Consider the following 21,686-nt stretch of genomic DNA (forward strand, 5'->3'; position numbering starts at 1 on the left):
ATGGCGTTTTTTCAGCGTTTTTATCGAACCACCATCGCAGAATGACGCCATAGCGCGATCGCCCGGGATCTGCTGCGAAGCGCAGCAGATCCCTGCTTTTCTCAGAAGTTGTCTTTCCAGACTCTCAGCGCAGCGAATACGGCCTCGGGGGTTTCGGTTCGACGGCCCTGGCTCTGGCAGGCAGTGACCACGGTCGGCTCGCTGCAGCGCAGGAAGGGATTGGTCGCCCGTTCGGTCAGCAGGTCAGAGGGCAGCGAGATCTGGCCGGCTTCGCGCAGCAGGGTGACCTGCTCGAAGCGCCTGGCGATGTCCCGATTGTCGGGTTCCACGGCCTGGGCGAAGCGCAGGTTGCTCAGGGTGTATTCATGGGTGCAGTACACCAGGGTGCGTGCAGGCAGTGCCGTCAGCCGCTGCAACGATGCGAACATCTGTGCCGCAGTCCCCTCGAACAGGCGTCCGCAACCGGCGGCGAACAGGGTGTCGCCGCTCAGCAGCCAGGGTGTATCGGTATCGTCATGGAAGTAGGCGATATGGCCCAGGGTATGCCCCGGAACTTCGATCACCTCCAGGTCGTGCTCCAGAATGCGGATGCGCTGGCCGTCAGCGAGCCCCTGATCCAGTGCGGGGATCTTCTCGGCGGCGGGACCGTAAACCTTGGCGCCGTACTGCGCCTTGAGCTGCTGCACACCACCGACATGGTCATGGTGATGGTGGGTAACGAGGATATCCGTCAGTTGCCAGCCTGGATGGGCATCCAGCCAGAGCTGAACGGGAGTGGCATCGCCGGGGTCCACCACGGCACAGCGTTGTCGTTGCGTATCCTGCAGCAGCCAGATGTAGTTATCGGTGAAAGCGGGCAGAGCATCTATTTTCAACATGAGTGCGGGTCGCCAAGTCAATCGCAAAAGCGCATCCTAACAGCCAGATTCGAAAGTGGAACCGACCGCAAGTTGCGGCCCTGACGACCGAAGCGATCAATGGAGCCGAGCCATGAGTGATGAGCCGTGCGCCGGGGCCGATAGCCCCTGGCTGGCGCTGATGAGCGAGACCAGCGCCTGGTTTGACGGTCCCGCAGGCCGACAGCTGCTGGAACATGAACAGCGTGTGCTGGCTCAGGAGCTCGGACGCTTTTTCGGCAGTTACCTGGTGCATTACGGGCCTTTCGCCAATACCCCCATCGAACCGCAGAAGCTCAAGCGCAGTGTACGACTGGGGCCGCCGCTGCCTGGAGTCGAAATCGTCTGCGAGGAGCAATCCTGGCCAATTGGCGAACATGCAGCTGATGTCGTGGTGGTGCAGCATGGTCTCGATTTCAGCCTGTCACCACACGCCTTGTTGCGTGAAGCGGCACGCAGCGTCAGGCCGGGCGGTCATCTGCTGATAATCGGCGTCAACCCCTGGAGCCCCTGGGGGGCCTCGCACCTGTTGTCACGCAAGGCTTTTCGTCAGGCGCGCTGCATCCGTCCGACGCGGGTCGGCGACTGGCTGAACCTGCTTGGCTTCGCACTGGAGAAACGCCGGTTCGGATGCTATTGTCCGCCGCTTTCTTCGAGCCAATGGCAGGCGCGACTGTCCGCACTGGAAACCATCGGCCAGCGGTTGCAGGCGCCCACGGGCGGTTTCTATCTGCTGGTGGCGCGCAAGCTGATGGTGGGCCTGCGACCCCTGCGGGAAAGCCGTCGCGAGCGCATGGGCCAGCTGTTGCCGATGCCCGTGGCGAAGGTCAGTCGGCGCGATGCCGAACACTAGGGTCTGTAATCTTCATGAGTGATGACGCGGTCGAGATCTATACCGATGGTGCCTGCAAGGGCAATCCTGGCCCCGGCGGCTGGGGCGCGTTGCTGATCTACAAGGGCGTGAGGCGCGAGCTCTGGGGCGGCGAGGCGCAGACCACCAACAACCGTATGGAGCTGATGGCAGCCATTCGTGCGCTGGAAGAGCTGAAAAGACCCTGCCAGGTGCGCCTGGTCACCGATTCCCAGTACGTCATGCAGGGTATCAACGACTGGATGCCCAACTGGAAGAAGCGCGGCTGGAAAACCGCTGCCAAACAGCCGGTAAAGAATGCCGATCTCTGGATGCTGCTCGACGAGCAGGTCAACCGCCATCAGGTGACCTGGCAATGGGTGCGCGGGCATACCGGCCATCCCGGAAATGAACAGGCCGACCTGCTGGCCAATCGCGGCGTGGTACAAGCCAAACGACAAACTGCCTGAGAGAAGGGAACATGCGTAGCGTAGTGCTGGATACAGAAACCACCGGCATGCCGGTGACCGACGGCCACCGCATCATCGAGATCGGCTGCGTCGAGGTCATCGGTCGACGCCTGACGGGCCGGCATTACCATGTCTATCTGCAGCCGGACCGGGAAGTGGACGAGGGCGCCATCGCGGTGCACGGCATCAACAATGAGTTTCTGGTCGATAAACCGCGCTTCAGGGATGTCGCCGATGAGTTCTTCGAGTTCATCAAGGGCGCACAGCTGATCATCCACAATGCGGCGTTCGACGTTGGCTTCATCAACAACGAATTCGCCCTGCTCGGCCAGCGCGAGCGTGCCGAGCTGAGCGATCACTGCAGCATTCTCGATACCCTGCTGATGGCCCGTGAGCGCCATCCCGGCCAGCGCAACAGCCTCGACGCCCTGTGCAAACGTTATGGCGTGGACAACTCCGGTCGCGAGCTGCACGGCGCCTTGCTCGATGCCGAGATCCTCGCCGACGTCTGGCTGACCATGACCGGCGGGCAGACCAACCTGTCCCTGGCCGGAGACGGGGCGGAGGGTGACAACGGGGGCAGGCGGCAGGCCACGCCGATTCGCCGCCTGCCAGCGGGGCGCCCGCTGACTCAGGTGCTGCGCGCCAATGCCGAGGAAATCGCCGCACACTCGGCACGCATGCAGGCCATCGAGAAGGCGGCAGGGGCTCAACCCCTGTGGTTGCAGTTGGAACAGGCAGGCGAGAGGCAGACTTGAGCCAGCACGCATTATTCAGGCTTGGTGCTTGAGGGGCGAAGCTTCTACCCTGAAGGAACGCTCCTTCAGGAAACCCTCATGCACAAAGACCTGAAATTTCCCATTCTCATCGTTCACCGAGACATCAAGGCCGATACGGTAGCCGGTGAACGGGTCCGCGAAATTGCTGCCGAACTGGAGCAGGACGGATTCCATATCCTGCCCACCGGCAGCGCCGCCGAAGGACGCATCGTGGCGTCCACCCATCATGGTCTGGCCTGCATCCTGGTGGCGGCGGAAGGTGCCGGGGAAAACCAGCGGTTGCTGCAGGACGTGGTCGGCCTGATCCGCGTGGCGCGACGGCGGGCGCCAAAGCTGCCGATCTTCGCCCTCGGCGAGCAGATCACCATCGAGAACGCCCCCGCCGAAGCGATGGCCGATCTCAACGAACTACGCGGGTTGCTCTACTTGTTCGAGGATACGGTGCCTTTTCTGGCCCGGCAGGTGGCACGGGCCGCGCGCAACTACCTGGACGGGTTGCTGCCGCCGTTCTTCCGCGCGCTGGTGCAGCATACCGGGGACTCCAACTACTCCTGGCACACACCGGGCCACGGCGGTGGCGTGGCCTACCGCAAGAGCCCGGTGGGGCAGGCCTTCCACCAGTTCTTCGGCGAGAACACCCTGCGGTCGGATCTTTCGGTATCCGTGCCGGAACTGGGTTCGCTGCTCGATCACACCGGGCCGCTGGCTGCTGCCGAGGCACGCGCGGCGCGCAACTTCGGCGCCGATCATACGTTTTTCGTGATCAATGGCACCTCGACCGCCAACAAGATCGTCTGGCATTCGATGGTGGCGCGGGATGATCTGGTGCTGGTGGATCGCAACTGTCACAAGTCCATCCTGCATTCGATCATCATGACCGGCGCGATTCCGCTCTACCTCACGCCGTCGCGCAATGAGCTGGGCATCATCGGGCCGATTCCGCTGGAAGAGTTCACGCCGGCTTCCATTCAGGCCAAGATCGATGCCAACCCGCTGGCGCGTGGGCGACCGCCACGGGTAAAGCTGGCAGTAGTGACCAATTCGACCTACGACGGCCTCTGTTACAACGCCAACCTGATCAAGCGCACCCTGGGCAACAGCGTCGACGTGCTGCATTTCGACGAGGCCTGGTACGCCTACGCGGCCTTTCACGAGTTCTACGATGGCCGCTACGGCATGGATACCCGTGAGCAGGGGCCGCTGGTATTCACCACCCACTCGCCGCACAAGGTACTGGCGGCCTTCAGTCAGGCCTCGATGATCCATGTGCTCGACAGCCAGCAGCGCCAGCTGGACCTCGACCGCTTCAACGAAGCCTTCATGATGCATACCTCCACCTCGCCGCAGTACGGCATCCTCGCCTCGCTGGATGTGGCCTCGGCGATGATGGAAGGTCCGGCGGGACGCTCGCTGATCCAGGAAACCTTCGATGAGGCGCTGAGCTTCCGCCGCGCGCTGGCCAATCTGCGCAGCCATCTGGCGGCGGATGACTGGTGGTTCAGCATCTGGCAACCGGAAACCGCGGATGGCGCGGAGACCCTGGCCACTGCCGACTGGCTGCTGCAGCCGGAGGCGGACTGGCACGGCTTCGGTGATGTCGCTGCCGATTACGTACTGCTTGACCCGATCAAGGTGACCCTGACCACGCCCGGCCTGACCGCCCATGGCAAACTCAGTGAACGCGGTATTCCGGCGGCGGTGGTCAGCCGGTTTCTCTGGGAGCGTGGCCTGGTGGTAGAGAAGACCGGGCTCTACTCGATGCTGGTCCTGTTCACCATGGGCATCACCAAGGGTAAATGGAGCACGCTGCTGACCGAGTTGCTGGAATTCAAGCGGCACTACGACGACAACGTTCCGCTCTGCGATGCGCTGCCCAGCGTGGCCCTCGTCGGTGGCAGCCTCTATGCCGGCATGGGCTTGCGCGATCTGTGCGATGCACTGCATGGCTGCTATCGGGAAAATGCCACCGCAAAAGCCATGCGACGCATGTATACCGCGTTGCCGGAGCAGGTACTGAAGCCGGCTGACGCCTACGACAAGCTGGTGCGCGGCGAGGTCGAGGCCGTACCGATCGATGCCCTGGAAGGGCGCATCGCAGCCGTGATGCTGGTGCCGTACCCGCCGGGTATACCGCTGATCATGCCAGGCGAACGCTTTACCGCCGAGACGCGCTCGATTCTCGACTACCTCGATTTCGCCCAGCGCTTTGCCCTGCGCTTTCCCGGCTTCGATGCCGATGTGCATGGGCTGCAGCGCGAGGATCATCCCGAGGGCCATCGTTATACGGTGGACTGCATCATGCAGGGTTGAACCGGCAATACGGGCTTATGATGTGCCAGGGCGTGGGCTGCATCACACGCTCTCGCATCGACTTTCAGCCGGCTGTTGTTATAGTTGTGCGGCTTGAAACAGGTCCCCGAGAAGGCCTGACAATCTGCCCAGCCGAGGAAGATAGCGTGACTGAATACCAATCCTTTCGTGTGGAGCTGAAGGACAGGATCGCCCATGTGGCGATCAACCGGCCCGAAAAGGTCAATGCCATGAATGCTGCCTTCTGGAGCGAGATCGTCGACATCTTCCAGTGGGTCGACGATACCGACGAGGTGCGGGTGGTGGTGCTGACCGGCGAGGGCAAGCACTTCTCGGCGGGCATCGATCTGCAATTGCTGGCTCAGGCCGCGAGTGGCATGGGCAGCGACATCGGGCGCAATGCCGACCGTCTGCGCCGGCAGATACTCAAGCTGCAGGCCTCCTTCAACGCCGTGGACAACTGCCGCAAGCCGGTAATCGCCGCCATCCAGGGGCATTGCATCGGTGGCGCCATCGACCTGGTCTCGGCCTGTGACATGCGTTACAGCACCCTCGACGCACAATTCTCCATCAAGGAAATCGACATGGGGATGGCCGCCGATGTCGGCACCCTGCAGCGTCTGCCGCGCATCATCGGCGACGGTATCATGCGTGAGCTGGCTTATACCGGGCGCGCGGTCGATGGGCAGGAAGCGCAGGCGATCGGCCTCGTCAACCGGACCTACCCGGACCAGCCGACCATGATGGCGGCGGTGCTCGAGCTGGCGGCACAGATCGCCGACAAATCGCCCGTGGCCATCCGTGGTACCAAGGAAATGATTCGCTACATGCGTGATCACCGCGTCGATGACGGCCTCGAATATGTCGCGACCTGGAATGCGGCCATGCTCCAGTCGGCAGACCTCAGGGTGGCCATGACCGCGCACATGAGCAAACAGAAGCCGGACTTCGCCGATTGATGCATCAGCCAAACATTGCGCGGGGGGTGCGCCAGGCATGGTAACCGGAGCGACTTCACTCAGCCTGGTTCGCGATGAACTGTTCGCCACCATGGAAGAGGCCGAGCAGAGCCTCGAACATTTCATCATCGACCGCAATAACGGTGGCTTGCTGCAGCAGGCGGTCGAGAACCTCAAGCAGGTTCGCGGCACCCTCAGCCTTATCGAGCTGACCGGTGCCGAACTGCTGGCGCAGGAAATTCTGCAACTGGCCACGGATATTCCCGTTGGTGCAGGAGAAGATCGCGACACGCAACTGACGGCGCTGAGCAATGCGCTGTACGTGCTTGCGCGCTATCTGGAAAGTGTCGATGCCAGTCGCCAGGAAATGCCCGAACTGCTTTTGCCCCCGATCAATGCGTTGCGTCTGGCCGGTGCACAGCCACCGCTGCCGGAAAGCTTTTTCTTCAGCGTCCGTCTCGACCATGCGCGTCCAGCACTAACAGCGCCGGTGCGTGAGCCCGCTGCGCGCACTGCCGAGGCGCGTCGACTGCGGCAGATGTATCAGCTTGGTCTGCTCGGCTTCATCCGTGAACCCAATGCGGCGGCCAGCCTCAAACTCATGGGCCGGGCGCTCAGCCGGTTGGACATGCTCTACGCCAATACGCCAGCTGGGCGCCTGTGCTGGCTGGGCAGCGCCGCGCTGGAAGCGCAGCTCGATGGTCAGCTGCTGCCACGCCAGTCACGCAAACGGCTGTTTTCCAGAGTCGACCGGGAGCTTCGGCAACTGATCGTCAACAGTGGCCATGAGCCGCCGCGCAGCCTGCTCAAGGAGTTGCTGTATCTGGTTGCGCTGGCTGAAAGTGGCGGGCCGATCGCAAGTCAGGTTCGGGAAATATTTTCCTTGGGCCCGTTGCCCTTCACCGATCATCTTCTCGAAGATGAATCCCAGCGCCTGGCCGGCCCCGGTCAGGCCGTGATGCGTTCGCTGTCCGCGGCGATCCGCGAGGAGCTTGCAAGCCTCAAGGACCTGCTGGACCTGATCGAGCGTCAGACCGCGGCAGCGGAATCCTATGCCAATCTGCACAGCCTGCTCGGCAAGCTGGCCAAGACCCTTGGCATGGTAGGCTTGTCGTCTGCCTCCAGCGCCCTGCATGCACAGTTGAGTCAGGCCTCGGGCTGGACTGCCGAAAACCCTCCGGCCTCTGAAGCACTGCTCAAACTGGCCGATGCGGTGCTCTATGTCGAAAGCATGGTGGCCAGCCTCGAACGGGGTGAGCGGCGTGATACGCGCCCGCAGACCATTCAATCCGGCCATGAGGCGCAAGCCTTCGCCAACCACCAGCTCACCGAGGCCTGTATCGTGGTGATCGGCGAGGCGACGGCGGGACTGGCCCTGGCCAAGCGGGCCATCACCGCCTATCTGGAATCCAATGGCGAGAAACTGCATCTGGCCAATGTTCCGTTCAGCCTGATGGCGGTTCGCGGCGGGCTGCGCTTTCTCGAACAGGATCGCGCTGCCGAGCTGATCGGCGCGTGCGCAGACTTCATTCAGAAGCAGATGCTCGAAGGTGTACAGATGCCCTCGGAGCAGATGCTCGAAACCCTTGCCGATGCCCTGACCAGCCTGGAGTACTACCTCGAAGGTGGCGCGATCCTGCGGCGTGACGATTCGCGCATCAGTGTTCTGGATCTTGCCGCCGACAGCGTCCGCGCGCTGGGCCTGCCGGTAGCCGCCTGAGTGAGCCTGCGCTGGCAACCCGCACGACTCGACCCGAGCGGTGAGAGCGGATGGGCGCTCGTGCATTGCCAGCAGGGCTTTCTCCATGACGACAGTGGTGTGCTGTTTCCCCGAGATTGGCTCAAGCGTCTGGCCCTGCCGCTGATCAGCGAGCAGGGCCTCGGCTATTTCGAGGGTGATCCGGTATTCCTGTTCGAACTGGCCCATCAGGCCGAAGTGCCTGGCGCATCCTGGCAGGGCCTGCGCCAGTTCATGATGCAGGATGAGGATGTCGACCGGTTTCGCATGCTCGGTTTTGCCGCGCAGATCGGTACCTGGGCCAACCAGCATCGCTTCTGCGGTCGCTGTGGCCAGCCGATGCGCCAGCATCCATCAGAGCGTGCGATGCAGTGCGCCGCATGCGGCATCCATCACTATCCACGCATCTCGCCGAGCATGATCGTGCTGGTGACCCGTGGCGACGAGTTGCTGCTCGCACGCTCGCCGCGTTTCGCCCCTGGGGTCTACAGCACCCTGGCCGGGTTCGTCGAGCCGGGTGAGTCGGTGGAGCAGTGCGTGATACGTGAAGTACATGAAGAGGTCGGGGTGGCGATCCACAGGCCGCAGTACATCTGCAGCCAGGGCTGGCCCTTTCCGCACTCGTTGATGCTGGGCTTTCATGCCGAGTACGCGGCAGGGGAAATCGTCATGCAACCGGAGGAAATCGAGGACGCCGGCTGGTTTCATATCGACCGGCTACCGGCCTTGCCGGCGCCGAAATCCATCGCCCGTTACCTGATCGAACTCTATCTGGCCCGGTGTTCAGGCCACGCCGAACCAGTGCTGCCAGGCTAGGCGCAGGCTCAACAGCAACACCACGAAAATGAAGATTGGCCGGATGAATTTCGAGCCGCCACGAATTGCCGTTCGTGCGCCAAGGTAGGCGCCGGCCATCAGCGCCAGCCCCATGCCGAGGCCCAGCACCCAGGCAACCTGACCGCTGATGATGAAAACAGCCAGCGCCGTACCGTTGCTGACGAAGTTCATGCTGCGCGCCACGCCGCTTGCCCTGAGCAAGTCCAGCGGATACAGCAGCAGACTGCTGACTGTCCAGAAGGCGCCTGTACCCGGCCCGGCAATGCCGTCATAGAAGCCGAGCCCCAGTCCCTGTGGCCATTGGCGGTGCTTGCCAATCGGCGCGGTGTTTTCCCTGGGTGTCACCGGAACGGGGTTGAACAGCAGATACAGCCCACAGACGAAAACCACCAGCGGCAGCAGCTGATTGAGCCATTGCGCAGGAATCAGGTGCGCCAGTCCGGCGCCAAGCGCCGCACCGATGGCCGTGGCGACCAGCGCACGTCCCCACTGCCGGGGGTCGAAAAGCTTGCGCCGATAAAAGGTGAAGCTGGCCGTGGCCGAGCCGAAGGTCGCGCACAGCTTGTTCGTACCCAGCACCAGATGCGGCGGCAGGCCGGCAGTGAGCAGAGCAGGCAGGGTCAGCAGGCCGCCGCCACCGGCAATGGCATCGATAAAGCCGGCGAGAAAGGCAACGACCAGCAAGGCTGCCAGTACGGGTAGATCCAGGGTTAATTCGAGAAAGGGCATGGGACACTTGCTAAAGGGAGAGGGCGGAGAAGAATGGCGCATGATGCCGCTTGCATCACGCCAAGCCAACGGCCTGGCAACCGGAAGCAGCGACATAATGTCGACTCGTAATCAGTGTTCCAAGCTGATGCTGGATGCCCTGCAGGGTGCCACCGATAATGCTTCACCGATTTTTCAGGAAGGCATGTGATGCAATATCTGGGACTTGCAGTAGGGGTCGGCTTCCTTGCACTGGTAACCGCACTGCTCGCGTTGCGTGTGCTGCTGGGCGGCAATTGGCTGCTGGGATGGTTGCGCGGCACCTTCGGCCTGCTATTGCTCGCGCTGGGCGGCGTGATCGCATTGATCGCCTGGGACGTCACGACCTATCGCCCGCTGCCACAGGACAAGCCCCTGGCCCGGCTGGCCTTCCAGGCCGAAGGGCCGCAGCGCTATCAGGCAAGGCTTGAGCAGCATGGGCAGACCCGTTTCGTCACCCTGGAGGGCGACCTCTGGCAGCTCGATCTGCGCGTGCTGCAGTGGAAAGGCCTGGCGTCATTGATCGGCCTTGAAAGCGGCTTTCGACTGCAAAGGCTTTCAGGCCGCTACCTGGCGGTAGAACAGCAGGAGCAGGCACGCAATGTACGGGTCGTGCTGGAGCAGAGCCGGCTGGGGCTGGATTTCTGGGCCTGGCTGCAGCGTTGTCAGTGTGGCTCGCTACTGGTCGAGGCGCAGCAGCACCGAGTCAGTTTCCTGCCCATCGCGGACGGAGCCGAGTACGCCATCGAGATGACACCGACAGGGCCGCTGGCACAGCCAGCGAATGCCGCCGCCGAGCAGGCGATGAAGGATTGGTAACGTACAGGAGCGGTACGTATGGGGAGCCTGAATGGCTCCCTTCCTTTTGTGATCAGGCCAGATAGCCACCATCCACATTGAGCGACAGGCCCGTGGTGTAGCTGGAGGCATCACTGGCCAGGTAGAGCACAGCGCCGGCCATTTCCTCGGGATTGGCCACGCGATGCAGGGGAATATGGCGCAGCGCTTCTTCACGGATGGCATCGTTGCTGACCAGTGCGGAGGCGAACCGGGTGTCGGTCAAACCCGGCAGCAAGGCGTTGCAGCGGATGCCCAGCGGCGCGCATTCCTTGGCGAAGGCCTTGGTCATGTTGATCACGGCGGCCTTGGTGACTGAATAGATACCCTGGAAATGCCCCGGTGTAACGCCATTGATCGAGGCGACATTGATGATGCTGCCGCCACCGTGCTCGCGCATCAGCTTGCCGGCTTCGACGGACATGAAGAAGTAGCCGCGAATGTTCACGTCCACGGTTTTCTGAAAGGCCGAGACGTCGGTGTCGAGGATGTGGCAGAACTGCGGGTTGGTCGCTGCGTTGTTGACCAGGATGTCGAGGTGCCCGAACTGTTCGCGAATATGGGCGAAAACAGCCTGGATCTGCTCCAGTTCGCCAATGTGGCAGGCCATCGCCGTCGCCTTGCCGCCCTCGGCATTGATGGCGTCGGCCACCGTCTGGCAGCCCTCGATCCTGCGGCTGGACACGATGACATGGGCGCCTTGCCGGGCGAGCAGGCGGGCAATGGCCTCGCCAATGCCACGGCTGGCGCCGGAGACGAAGGCGATCTTGCCATCCAGGTCGAAAAGGGTGGTTTTGCTCATGATGAGATTTCCTGTAAGGGCGGGCTGTTCTACAGCTTCGATTTGTGGATGACCTGCAGGCACATCTGTTCAAGCAGGGCGTTGAGTTGCACGAACCGGGCGAATCGCTTGTCCTGGGTCTGACCGTGGAAATAGCGGTAGTAGATCTGCTGGATGATGCCGGCCAGGCGGAACAGACCATAGGTGTAGTAGTAATCGAAGTTGTCGATGCGGATGCCGGCGCGTTCGGCGTAGTAGTCAACGAACTGCTGGCGCGTGAGCATGCCCGGCGCGTTGCTCGGCTGCTTGCGCATCAGTTGCACGGGAGGCGGGTCGTCGGCCTCGATCCAGTAGGCCAGGGTGTTGCCCAGGTCCATCAGAGGGTCGCCGAGGGTGGTCATTTCCCAGTCGAGCACGCCGATGATCTGCATCGGGTTGTCCGGGTCGAGAATGACGTTATCGAAGCGGTAATCGTTGTGGATGATTCCGGGCTTGGGGTGATCAGCCGGCATCTTGTCGCGCAGCCAGGCCTTGACCGGCTCCCAGGTCGGTGCATCGGGGGTGATGGCGCGCTCGTAGCGCTCGATCCAGCCGCTGATCTGGCGCTGGACGTAACCCTCGGGCTTGCCCAGGTCACCCAGACCGCACGCTTGGTAATCGACGTTGTGCAGATCGACGAATTTGTCGATGAAGCTCTTGCACAGGGCACGGGTCTGCTCCGGCGTGAAACCTAGTTCGGGCGGCATGTCTTCGCGCAGGATGATGCCTCTGACGCGCTCCATGACATAGAACTCGGCACCGATAAGGCTTTCGTCGGTGCAGTGGACATAAGCCCTCGGGCAATATGGAAAGCCGGCGTTGAGCTGATTGAGGATGCGGTATTCGCGGCCCATGTCGTGTGCCGATCTGGCCTTCTGGCCGAACGGCGGGCGGCGCAGCACCAGCTCCCGGTCGGGATACTCCAGCAGGTAGGTCAGATTGGATGCGCCACCGGGAAACTGCGTAATGCGCGGCGTGCCTTCAAGGCCTGGAATATGGGCCTTCAGATACGGAGCGATGATCTCGGCGGGCAGTTCCTCGCCCTCGCGGATTCGGCTGGTCTGGTCTGTAAGCGCCATGCGTGTCCCTTTTTATGATCGATGCGGCGACGATGCCTGCGAGTGAAGCGCTAATCTAAAGGCTGTGCCCTGACTTCACCAAGTGAAGCGGCTCGTTATTGGCAAAGGTGTTGCCAAGCAATCAAGGGGCCTGATGCCAGGTATTTGCTGACAGCTGTCGCCAGGGAGTCCAGCCGCCATGACAACCCTCGATCTTTTCGCTGACTGCCTCATCGGGCAGCGTGAATCCCTCGGACCTTCGGCTTTCATTCTTCGAGGGTTTGCGCTGCCGTATGTCGACGATTTGCTACCTGAAATTGCCAATATCGAAGCGCAATCGCCGTTTCGCAACATGCTCACCCCGGGTGGCTTCACGATGTCGGTCGCGCTCACCAATTGTGGTGAGCTGGGCTGGGTGAGTGATCGACGGGGTTATCGCTATACGCGTACAGACCCCGACAACCAGCGCCCCTGGCCAGCCATGCCGCCAGTCTTTGCACGGTTGGCGCACAAGGCCGCCTTGGCGGCAGGTTTCGCGGAGTTCGAGCCCGATGCTTGCCTGATCAACCAGTATCTTCCCGGCTCGCGATTGTCCCTCCACCAGGACAAGAACGAGCGGGATTTCCAGGCGCCCATCGTTTCGGTATCACTGGGCATGACGGCGACTTTTCTATTCGGTGGGCACAAGCGAACGGACAAGACCGTAAAGGTGGCGCTCCAACACGGTGACGTCGTGGTTTGGGGAGCTGAGGATCGCCTGCGATATCATGCGGTGATGCCTCTCAAGGACGCGCCTCATCCACTGCTTGGCAGCAAGCGCATCAACTTCACCTTCCGCAAGGCTGGTTAGCAGGGGGCATGGTTTTTCAGTCGCCAGAGGCGTGCAGGTCAAGCGGATGACAATTCAACCGCAAGATTCGGAGTGCTTGCGACTGGGATTCTGGCTCAGATTGCCGGCATCACTTGAACAGGCAGGACATTGCCCATGAACACGAGTGTTCCTTCCCTTGCCGGGTACGCAGCGGATGAGGCCCGCAGGCAGGCCGTCCGGACACGCGACTGCGCCGCCGACGGCCAGTTCGACAGGTGTCTACTGCCGTCCCAGTTCGTCCGCGCGTCTGCCCAGGCGCGAGAACGTCGAGTTCTTCGATAATGCCGAGGCAGCCGAAGCCGCGGGTTACCGACCGAGCCGACGCGTCCAGGGCGACCAGAGCAGCGCGGCTGCCGGGCGTGCGAATCTGGCGCTGCAGGCGTGTCGGCTTCATCGAAACGCCATCCCTTGGCCTGAATCTGCCGCTGGATGTACGCGGCACCGCCTTCCAGGAACGTGTCTGGCAGGCATTGCGTGAAATTCCGCCAGGCGGCACGGCAAGTTACACCGAGATTGCCGAGCGTATCGGGGTGCCCAAAGCTGTACGCGCCGTCGCGCAAGCCTGCGCTGCCAACCACATCGCCGTCGCCATTCCCTGTCACCGTGTCGTGCGCCGCGACGGTGATATTTCCGGCTATCGCTGGGGCGTGGAGCGCAAGCGTGAACTGCTCCGCCGCGAAGCTGGCGTCTGATTGTGAAGGTCCGTATGGCGCATTCCAGGTGGGAATCACAGCCCTGACCCGCAGCCGTAGGGCCGAATTCATTCAGCCAGGAATTTGCCTGCAAAGGCCGAACAAGTTCGGCCCTACGGTTCAGTTGGAGCGGGGTATGCGGAAATAAAAAACCGAAATCTCTCGATTTCGGTTTTCGTCACATCCGCTCTGGCGATCAGGCCGGGAACAGCTCGCTCAGCTTCAGCGCCAGCATCATGTCGCCTTCGGCGCGCAGCTTGCCTGCCATGAAGGCCTGCATGCCGTCGGTTTCGCCGCTGATCACGCCCTGCATGGTTTCGCTGTCCATGATCAGGGTGACGTTGGCATCAGCCGATTCGCCCTTGTGGAAGTCGCAGGCGCCGTCCTTGACGATGAGGTAATAGTTTTCCGCATCGGTGATGTTGAACTGGAAAACCAGATCCAGACCGGTGGCGGCGCTGGCGTTGAACTTGGCTTTCATGCCCTGAATGGTTTCGTCGACGGTGCTCATGGGTATGTCCTTTTATCGTGAAAAACATGCGATCTCTGATCGCGTTTGAAATGGAGCCTATCGCCAGGTGATGAGCTCCGGATTCTTTAACAGTTCCAGGTGTGCGTGACTGTTGAAGGACGCCAGGGAAACCTCCCGCTGGCGAAACTTCAGCTGACTGAGAGAAGTGTTGACGATCTGCCAGTTCAACTCGAATGCCTTGATCGGTTGTACCCCGATGATCAGTTGAAGCAACGCGGTGATGGTCCCGCCCGAGGTGAAGATCGCGATACGGTCTTTCTGGCCAGCCTGCTCGAGCAGACGGCTCAGGCCACCCTGGACGCGGTCGATAAAACTCTGCCAGCTTTCCAGACCTTCCTTTTCATGCTCGCCCGAGACCCATCGCTGGATCACGTGATTGAACAGACGCTGGAATTCGACTCGATGATTGGCCGCGTTGCGCAGGATTTGCACGGCGTCGGGTTCGATGCTCAACAGGTCGTCCATGTGTGCCCGAATCACCTCATCGGCAAGGAACTCATTGAACGCCGGATCGATTTCGACTTCCGGCTGACGGGTGCCGCTGCGACTTGCCAGCCGTTCGAGCGTGGCCTGTGCCGTATCCTGCTGACGCTGCAATTCACCGCTGATACAGCGGTCGAAGCGCAGCTCCAGTTGATCGAAATAATCGCCCAGGGCAGCTGACTGGCGAAAGCCGAGCGGTGACAGGACGTCATAGTTTTTCGCGCCAAAAGACGCCTGACCGTGTCTGATCAGGTAGATACTACCCATGCTCTGCTCCGAACCCCGATTTTCGCGAGGGTAGGGAGAACCACAGGGAGTGTCAACGAAAAATCATACGTTTGTTTGAATTGTTCGACACTGGCTCCATCGGCCTGACGGTCGGTATGCTTGGCCGGTTTGAGCCATGCCGGCGTTCCGCTGGCGACTGTCGATAATCCGAGGAGGATCTGTGGAGTTTCTTGCTGACTATGCAAGCTTTCTGGCGAAGACCGTGACGCTGGTGGTCGCCATTGTGGTGGTGCTGATCGCACTGACTTCGCTGCGGCGCGGACGGGGCAGGCCGTCGGGTGGGCATCTGGAGGTGCACAAGCTCAACGATTTCTACAAGGCGATGCGCGAGCGGCTGGAACAGTCGCTGATCGACAAGGATCAGCTCAAGCAGCAGCGCAAAGGCGAAGCAAAAGCTGCGAAGCTGGCCAGAAAAAACCCGCAGGACCGACCGCGCGTGTTCGTGCTGGATTTCGACGGCGACATCAAAGCGTCCGCCGTGGAAAACATGCGCCACGAAATCACCGCATTGCTGAGCCTGGCAACGCCACGGGACGAAGTGGTGCTGCGCCTGGAGAGCGGTGGCGGCATGGTGCATGGCTACGGCCTGGCGGCCTCGCAACTGGTGCGCATTCGCGATGCCGGGGTGCCGCTGACGGTCTGCGTGGACAAGGTGGCGGCAAGCGGCGGCTACATGATGGCCTGCATCGGGCAGAAGATTCTCAGCGCACCCTTCGCCATACTCGGCTCCATCGGCGTGGTGGCGCAGTTGCCCAACCTCCATCGTCTGCTGAAGAAGCATGACATCGACTATGAGATGCTGACCGCGGGTGAGTACAAGCGGACCCTGACGGTATTCGGTGAGAATACCGACCAGGGCCGGGAGAAGTTCCAGGAAGATCTGGAAACCACCCATGAACTGTTCAAGAACTTTGTCTCGCGCTACCGTCAGCAGTTGTCCATCGACGAGGTGGCCACCGGCGAGGTCTGGCTGGGTATCGCCGCCCTCGGCAAGAATCTGGTCGACGAACTCAAGACCAGCGATGAATACCTGGCCGCACGCTCGCACGAGGCGGACCTGTTCCAATTGCATTACGCAGAGAAAAAAAGCCTGCCCGAGCGATTCGGCATGGCGGTGGGCTCAGTGATGGAGCACGGTTTGCTCAAGGGCTGGAGCCGGCTGAACGAACAACGATTCTGGCAATAAGGGGATATCACATGACAGCTTTCAAAGCACTGCAGGCCAGCGAGAACGCTGAGGGTCGCTTCCACACACAGCTGGTCGAGCGCAGCACGGCGGACCTGCCGGAAGGCGAGGTGTTGATTCGCGTCAGCTATTCCTCGCTCAACTACAAGGATGCGCTCTCGGCCAGCGGCAACCGTGGCGTGACCCGCAACTATCCGCACACGCCAGGTATCGATGCCGCCGGCACTGTGGCCGAATCCAGCGTCTCGGAGTTCGCGCCGGGTGATGAGGTGATCGTCACCGGCTACGACCTGGGCATGAATACCGCCGGCGGTTTCGGCCAGTACATCCGCGTCCCCGCCGCCTGGGTGATCAAGCGCCCCAGCGGTCTTTCGCTACGCGAGGCGATGGTTCTGGGCACGGCAGGCCTGACCGCCGCGCTGTGCGTCGACAAGCTGGAGCAGGCAGGGCTCGAACCCGGCGAGGCGCCCGTGCTGGTGACGGGCGCTACCGGCGGTGTCGGCAGCATCGCGGTGATGCTGCTGGCCAGCCTCGGTTATAAGGTCGCGGCGGTGACTGGCAAGGCCGATCAGGTTGAGTTTCTGCAAGGCCTTGGTGCCACTCAGGTCGTCGAGCGTGGGGCGTTGCAGAGCGGTGTGGAGAAACCGCTGCTCAAGGAGCAGTGGGCGGGCGCGGTGGATACGGTCGGTGGCGATATCCTGTTCAACGCGGTCAAGTCGTTGCAGCGTGGCGGTAGTGTCGCCTGTTGTGGGCTGACCGCCGGTGTCGGCTTCCAGGCCAGCGTTCTGCCGTTCATCCTGCGTGGCGTCAACCTGCTGGGTGTCGACTCGGTGGAAATCCCGCTGGTGGTCAAGGCTTCCATGTGGGACAAACTGTCCCTGCAATGGAAGCTGCCGAATCTGGACAGCCTGGTGCAGGAGATTGCGCTGGAGGAACTGCCAGAAGCCATCGAACGCATTCTTGCCGGCCAGCAGGTAGGGCGTATGCTGGTTCGTCTGGACTGAGTGCTATCAGCCACATAGTCAGCTTCGCAGGATGGAATCGCCGCAGGCACTTCCAGCATTGGGTTGGCGCAAGAGCTTGGCGTGGGCATGGCGATGGATTATGCCTTCGACCCCGGATTACGCCTTCGGCTAATCCAGGCTACGGTCTATCAGTCACATAGGCAGAATCGATTTCGCTGGCGCGTTCGATTGAGGGAAGCTAAGCAACTCTTGAACGCAACAGCAGGAATCGATCATGAAAGCACTGGCCAGAAAAATCAGGGAAACCTTCGCCCGCAAGCATTCAGACGACATGACGCCGAACGAGCATCCGAACTTCTGGATGTATCAATAAGAAAAAACCCGCACGCTGCGGGTTTTTTCTTTTGTGCGGACGGCAATCAGCCCTGGCGGCGGCGAAACAGCGGCAGCGGTTCATCGACAGCCGACTGGTAGGTCACCGAGAAGTCCTTCAGACTTTCCAGCGCGTCGTAGGGATCGCGGTCCGGGCGCACGGCAAAGGCATCGAAGCCGCAACGGCGCATGTAGAACAGCTGGTCGCGCAGCACGTCGCCAATTGCCCGAATCTCGCCCTCGTAGCCATAGCGCTCGCGTAGCAGGCGCGCGCTGGAGTAGTGGCGACCATCGGTAAATACCGGGAAGTTGAGCGCGATGACCTGGAAATGCTGCAGATCATCGGCAATCTCTTCCACGGCCTGATCGGCATCCAGCCAGATACCGAGCCCGCCATCGCGGGCTTTCAGTGCGTGAGCATGTTCGAGCCATAGCTGGAGGGGCACGATCAGATCGTCGCAATTGCTCAGCTCGGCCAGGGTCACGTTGCTGGGCAGCAGGTGCCAGCTTTCATCGATGACCTGATCGCCCTTAATGATTCGCTGCATAGACACGCTCCTTGAAGGGGTCGATGCCGATACGGCGGTAGGTGTCGAGAAACTGTTCATCTTCGGTACGTTGCTCCACATAGACACCGATGAGCTTTTCGATCACGTCGGGCATCGCATCCTGGGCAAAGGATGGGCCGAGGATCTGTCCCAGGCTTGCGTTGCGGCCCGAGCTGCCACCGAGGGAAACCTGGTAGAACTCGGCGCCTTTCTTGTCCACCCCGAGGATGCCGATATGGCCCACGTGGTGGTGGCCGCAGGCATTCATGCAGCCGGAAATGTTCAGGTCCAGATCACCGATGTCGAACAGGTAATCCAGATCCTCGAAGCGGCGCTGGATGGCCTCGGCGATGGGGATCGATTTGGCGTTGGCCAGCGAGCAGAAATCACCGCCGGGGCAGCAGATGATGTCGGTCAGCAGACCGATGTTCGGGGTGGCCACGCCCAGCTCGCGCAGTTCGTTCCACAACTCGAACAGACGCGCCTGCTCGACGTCGGCGAGGATCATGTTCTGCTCGTGGGAGTTGCGCACTTCACCGAAGCTGTAGCGATCGGCCAGATCGGCGATGGTGTCCAGCTGCTTGTCGGTGACATCGCCGGGCGCGACGCCGGTGCTTTTCAGCGACAGGGTGACGGCGGCATAGCCGGGCTTCTTGTGCGCCACCACGTTGCGCTGGCGCCAGCGGGCGAAGCCAGGATGCTCGGCATCGAGCCGGGCGAGGGCGGCACTCTGGTCTTCCAGCGCCTTGTAGGCCGGATCGACGAAGAACTTGCCGACACGCTCGACTTCCGCGTCGGTCAGCGTATTGGGGCCGTCCTTGAGGTATTCCCACTCGGCCTGGACGCGTTCGGCGAAAACTTCAGGTGTGAGCGCCTTGACCAGGATCTTGATGCGCGCCTTGAACTTGTTGTCGCGGCGGCCATAGCGGTTGTACACCCGCAGGATGGCGTCGAGATAGGTGAGCAGGTGTTGCCAGGGCAGGAACTCATTGATGAAGCTGCCCACGATGGGCGTACGACCCAGGCCACCGCCGACCGATACACGGAAGCCCAGTTCGCCGGCGTCGTTCTGCACCGCTTCGAGGCCGATGTCGTGGACTTCGATGGCAGCCCGATCACTCACGGCGCCGTTGATGGCAATCTTGAACTTGCGCGGCAGGAAGGCGAATTCCGGATGAAAGGTCGACCACTGGCGGATGATCTCGCACCAGGGGCGAGGATCGACCAGCTCATCCTTGGCCACACCGGCGAACTGGTCGGTAGTGGTGTTGCGGATGCAGTTGCCGCTGGTCTGGATCGCGTGCATCTGCACGGTGGCCAGCTCGGCGAGGATATCCGGTACGTCTTCCAGTTCGGGCCAGTTGAGCTGCACGTTGGTCCGGGTGCTGATGTGGGCATAACCCTTGTCGTAGTTGCGGGTGATTTCCGCCAGCTTGCGAATCTGGGTAGAGGACAGCAGCCCGTAGGGCACGGCAATGCGCAGCATTGGCGCATAACGCTGGATATACAGGCCATTCTGCAGGCGCAGTGGCAGGAGCTCGGCATCGGTGAGTTCGCCCGCTAGATAGCGGCGAATCTGGTCGCGGAACTGATGTACGCGATCTTCGATGATGTGTTGGTCGTACTGGTCATAAACGTACATGGAGTGTCCTGTTCTCAGGGCTGTCTACAGCTTGTCGCGCGCACGGTCGCGCACCCATTGAGGGAAGGGCGGCAAGATACCAGTTAGCGGTTATGCGCAAAAGTGATGTTTGGGAATATGTTTAGAACGAAATAGTGCTTTTAGGTATTTGAACCGCCGGGGGTGGAGAGCCTCGCCTGGGTGGTCTTAACTGCCTTGCAGGTGAGTTTCGACAAAAGGAAAAGAATATGAGCGAACACTCCAATCATGGCAACGACAGCCGGGCGGATGCCACCGCCATTCTCGTGCTGATCATCCTGGCGGTCGCGACGGCGGTTTTCTGGGTCAGCCAGCAGTAGCTGCTTATAGACCAGCCAGATACAGCACCAGTTTGACGATGCCCAGAATCGTCAGAATGAAAAGCAGGGTAAAGCCCACCCCCAGCAGAATGAAATGACTGGGCTTGCCCTGGCCGAAGTCGCGCGCGCGATTCTTGCCACTCTGCACGCCCAGTGCACCCGCCAGGACGCTTTGCAGCATCTGCCTCAAGGTGAGCGTCTTGCGTTCCTGCTTGTCAGCCATGGTCAACCTCGCAAGCATTATGTGCAGTTTGCAGGAAGTCTAGTCGTGGAATGCGGCATCATGCCCGGCGGCTGCCGGCGATCATTTTTTTCAGCAACCGCCGGGCATGGCATGCGCGCGTTCTGCGGTCGCTTATGCGCAGGCTTTCATTCAGGCAAGGAGATGCGATTTGAGTCATTACGATCTGGACCCCCTGACAGCCCTGCAAGCCAAGGAGCAGGCGCAGAAACTGGCCTTTGCACCGGTGGCCTTCCAGGCGGCACGCAGCCTTCAGGAACTGGGCATCCTGGCGATTCTGGACGAGGCCGGGCCTGCCGGCCTCGGGGTCACGGAGATCGCCGAACAGAGCGGGGTGTCCGAATACGGCGTCAAGGTGCTGCTGGACATGGGCCTGAGCGCGCTGATCGTCACTTTCCAGGCCGGCACCTACCGGCTCGCGCGCGTCGGGCATTTCCTGCTGCACGATGCGATGACGCGCATCAACATGGATTTCACCGCGGACGTCTGCTATCGGGCCATGTCGCACCTGAGCGCGGCGATTCGCAATGGCCGTCCCGAAGGGCTGAAAGAGCTGGGCGACTGGCCCACCATCTACGAAGGCCTGGCGCAACTGCCCGAGCCGGCGCGGCAAAGCTGGTTCGCCTTCGATCATTATTACAGCGACCGGGCCTTTCCCGAGCTGCTCAAGCACGTGTTCGCCCACAGACCGAGGCGGATCGTCGATATCGGCGGCAATACCGGTCGCTGGTCGCTGCAGTGCTGCGCCCACGATAGCGAGGTTGAAGTCACCATCGTCGACCTGCCGCGTCAGCTGGCCCTGGCGATGGAAAACGCCCGCGAACGCGGGTTCGCCGAGAGGATTCACGGGCATCCGATGAATATTCTCGACGAAAGCCAGCCGTTGCCCCAACAGGCGGATGTCTGGTGGATGAGCCAGTTCCTGGACTGCTTCTCGCCCATGGAGATCCTGCACATCCAGCGCCGGGTTCGCGCCGCCATGCAGCCGGATGCCAGCGTCTACATTCTGGAGCTGTTCTGGGATCGCCAGCAGTTCGAGGCGGCGGCCTACAGCCTCAACGCCACTTCGCTGTATTTCACCTGCCTGGCCAATGGCAACAGCCGCTTCTATTGCAGTGATGACTTCCTGGCCATTGTCGAGGAAGCGGGTTTCGTCATTGACGAGCAGGTCGACGATATCGGCCTGGGCCACACACTGCTGAGGCTTGGAGCAGGCTGATGGCTCCG

At 61.5% G+C, this 21,686-nt stretch carries 22 protein-coding genes and 1 pseudogene; 14 read left to right on the plus strand and 9 right to left on the minus strand.

What is annotated here, in order from left to right; all coding sequences use genetic code 11:
* Positions 1-101: 101 nt before the first annotated feature.
* Positions 102-878, minus strand: a complete 777-nt coding sequence (gene gloB / locus G7020_RS13745) for a hydroxyacylglutathione hydrolase (protein ID WP_181085322.1) — start codon at positions 876-878, stop codon at positions 102-104.
* Between the two features lie 112 nt (positions 879-990).
* Between gloB and G7020_RS13750 the strand changes: the two genes are divergently transcribed.
* From G7020_RS13750 to nudC, 7 genes are all read left to right on the plus strand, one after another.
* Complete coding sequence (locus G7020_RS13750; RefSeq protein WP_181085324.1) at positions 991-1,749, plus strand: class I SAM-dependent methyltransferase; 759 nt, start codon at positions 991-993, stop codon at positions 1,747-1,749.
* 14 nt (positions 1,750-1,763) lie between these two features.
* Entirely contained in the window at positions 1,764-2,216 is a 453-nt protein-coding gene (rnhA, locus tag G7020_RS13755; RefSeq protein WP_181085326.1) for a ribonuclease HI, read from the plus strand.
* Positions 2,217-2,227: 11 nt separating this feature from the next.
* Positions 2,228-2,974: a DNA polymerase III subunit epsilon gene (gene dnaQ / locus G7020_RS13760; RefSeq protein ID WP_181085328.1), complete on the plus strand. Its 747-nt coding sequence runs from the start codon at positions 2,228-2,230 to the stop codon at positions 2,972-2,974.
* A gap of 78 nt (positions 2,975-3,052) precedes the next feature.
* Positions 3,053-5,305 (plus strand): Orn/Lys/Arg decarboxylase N-terminal domain-containing protein, encoded by a 2,253-nt coding sequence (locus G7020_RS13765; protein WP_181085330.1) that lies wholly within the window; start codon positions 3,053-3,055, stop codon positions 5,303-5,305.
* A 146-nt stretch (positions 5,306-5,451) separates the two neighbouring features.
* Entirely contained in the window at positions 5,452-6,264 is an 813-nt protein-coding gene (locus G7020_RS13770) for a crotonase/enoyl-CoA hydratase family protein (protein ID WP_181085332.1), read from the plus strand.
* 37 nt (positions 6,265-6,301) lie between these two features.
* Entirely contained in the window at positions 6,302-7,984 is a 1,683-nt protein-coding gene (locus tag G7020_RS13775) for a ferrous iron transporter B (RefSeq protein WP_181085334.1), read from the plus strand.
* Positions 7,985-8,818, plus strand: coding sequence for an NAD(+) diphosphatase (nudC, locus tag G7020_RS13780; protein WP_181085335.1), 834 nt, complete (start codon positions 7,985-7,987; stop codon positions 8,816-8,818). It abuts the gene before it with no gap.
* Here nudC and G7020_RS13785 read toward each other — a convergent pair.
* Positions 8,786-9,568, minus strand: a complete 783-nt coding sequence (locus tag G7020_RS13785) for a TSUP family transporter (protein WP_181085337.1) — start codon at positions 9,566-9,568, stop codon at positions 8,786-8,788. The genes nudC and G7020_RS13785 overlap by 33 nt on opposite strands.
* A 40-nt stretch (positions 9,569-9,608) precedes the next feature.
* Here G7020_RS13785 and G7020_RS13790 point away from each other — a divergent pair, with 40 nt between their 5' ends.
* Positions 9,609-9,758 carry a hypothetical protein gene (locus G7020_RS13790; RefSeq protein WP_181085339.1) on the plus strand — a complete coding sequence of 50 codons (150 nt, stop codon included), beginning with the start codon at positions 9,609-9,611 and terminating at the stop codon, positions 9,756-9,758.
* Positions 9,758-10,405 (plus strand): hypothetical protein, encoded by a 648-nt coding sequence (locus G7020_RS13795; protein ID WP_181085340.1) that lies wholly within the window; start codon positions 9,758-9,760, stop codon positions 10,403-10,405. Before G7020_RS13790 ends, G7020_RS13795 begins: the two co-directional genes overlap by 1 nt.
* A gap of 52 nt (positions 10,406-10,457) precedes the next feature.
* Here G7020_RS13795 and G7020_RS13800 read toward each other — a convergent pair whose 3' ends face one another.
* Together G7020_RS13800 and G7020_RS13805 are read right to left on the minus strand one after the other, a co-directional pair.
* The gene (locus G7020_RS13800; protein WP_181085341.1) at positions 10,458-11,225 is read right to left on the minus strand and encodes an SDR family oxidoreductase; all 768 of its coding nucleotides are present in this window, start codon (positions 11,223-11,225) and stop codon (positions 10,458-10,460) included.
* Positions 11,226-11,254: 29 nt separating this feature from the next.
* Positions 11,255-12,322, minus strand: coding sequence for a phosphotransferase family protein (locus G7020_RS13805; protein WP_181085343.1), 1,068 nt, complete (start codon positions 12,320-12,322; stop codon positions 11,255-11,257).
* A 178-nt stretch (positions 12,323-12,500) separates the two neighbouring features.
* On the opposite strand from G7020_RS13805, the gene alkB reads away from it, so the two are divergent.
* Together alkB and G7020_RS13815 are read left to right on the plus strand one after the other, a co-directional pair.
* Positions 12,501-13,151 (plus strand): DNA oxidative demethylase AlkB, encoded by a 651-nt coding sequence (gene alkB, locus G7020_RS13810; RefSeq protein WP_181085345.1) that lies wholly within the window; start codon positions 12,501-12,503, stop codon positions 13,149-13,151.
* Positions 13,152-13,286: 135 nt separating this feature from the next.
* A pseudogene (locus tag G7020_RS13815) lies at positions 13,287-13,864 on the plus strand (methylated-DNA--[protein]-cysteine S-methyltransferase).
* Positions 13,865-14,060: 196 nt separating this feature from the next.
* Here the strand turns inward: G7020_RS13815 and G7020_RS13820 are convergent.
* Entirely contained in the window at positions 14,061-14,375 is a 315-nt protein-coding gene (locus G7020_RS13820) for an SCP2 sterol-binding domain-containing protein (RefSeq protein WP_181085347.1), read from the minus strand.
* Between the two features lie 57 nt (positions 14,376-14,432).
* Complete coding sequence (locus G7020_RS13825; protein ID WP_181085349.1) at positions 14,433-15,146, minus strand: histidine phosphatase family protein; 714 nt, start codon at positions 15,144-15,146, stop codon at positions 14,433-14,435.
* 181 nt (positions 15,147-15,327) lie between these two features.
* Here G7020_RS13825 and sohB point away from each other — a divergent pair, with 181 nt between their 5' ends.
* Both sohB and G7020_RS13835 read left to right on the plus strand, forming a co-directional pair.
* Positions 15,328-16,353 carry a protease SohB gene (gene sohB, locus G7020_RS13830; protein WP_181085351.1) on the plus strand — a complete coding sequence of 342 codons (1,026 nt, stop codon included), beginning with the start codon at positions 15,328-15,330 and terminating at the stop codon, positions 16,351-16,353.
* 11 nt (positions 16,354-16,364) lie between these two features.
* Complete coding sequence (locus G7020_RS13835; protein WP_181085352.1) at positions 16,365-17,357, plus strand: YhdH/YhfP family quinone oxidoreductase; 993 nt, start codon at positions 16,365-16,367, stop codon at positions 17,355-17,357.
* Between the two features lie 380 nt (positions 17,358-17,737).
* Here G7020_RS13835 and G7020_RS13840 read toward each other — a convergent pair whose 3' ends face one another.
* From G7020_RS13840 to G7020_RS13850, 3 genes are all read right to left on the minus strand, one after another.
* Positions 17,738-18,238 carry a DUF934 domain-containing protein gene (locus G7020_RS13840; protein ID WP_181085354.1) on the minus strand — a complete coding sequence of 167 codons (501 nt, stop codon included), beginning with the start codon at positions 18,236-18,238 and terminating at the stop codon, positions 17,738-17,740.
* Entirely contained in the window at positions 18,222-19,880 is a 1,659-nt protein-coding gene (locus tag G7020_RS13845) for a nitrite/sulfite reductase (protein ID WP_181085356.1), read from the minus strand. The genes G7020_RS13840 and G7020_RS13845 overlap by 17 nt, the downstream gene beginning before the upstream one ends.
* A gap of 342 nt (positions 19,881-20,222) precedes the next feature.
* On the minus strand, positions 20,223-20,441 hold the full coding sequence (locus tag G7020_RS13850; RefSeq protein ID WP_181085358.1) for a DUF2970 domain-containing protein: 219 nt from the start codon (positions 20,439-20,441) through the stop codon (positions 20,223-20,225).
* 169 nt (positions 20,442-20,610) lie between these two features.
* Between G7020_RS13850 and G7020_RS13855 the strand changes: the two genes are divergently transcribed.
* Complete coding sequence (locus G7020_RS13855) at positions 20,611-21,678, plus strand: class I SAM-dependent methyltransferase (protein ID WP_181085360.1); 1,068 nt, start codon at positions 20,611-20,613, stop codon at positions 21,676-21,678.
* The last annotated feature ends 8 nt before the right edge of the window (positions 21,679-21,686 follow it).

Origin of the sequence: Stutzerimonas stutzeri (genome assembly GCF_013522825.1) — a bacterium.
Lineage (GTDB): Bacteria > Pseudomonadota > Gammaproteobacteria > Pseudomonadales > Pseudomonadaceae > Stutzerimonas > Stutzerimonas stutzeri_AK.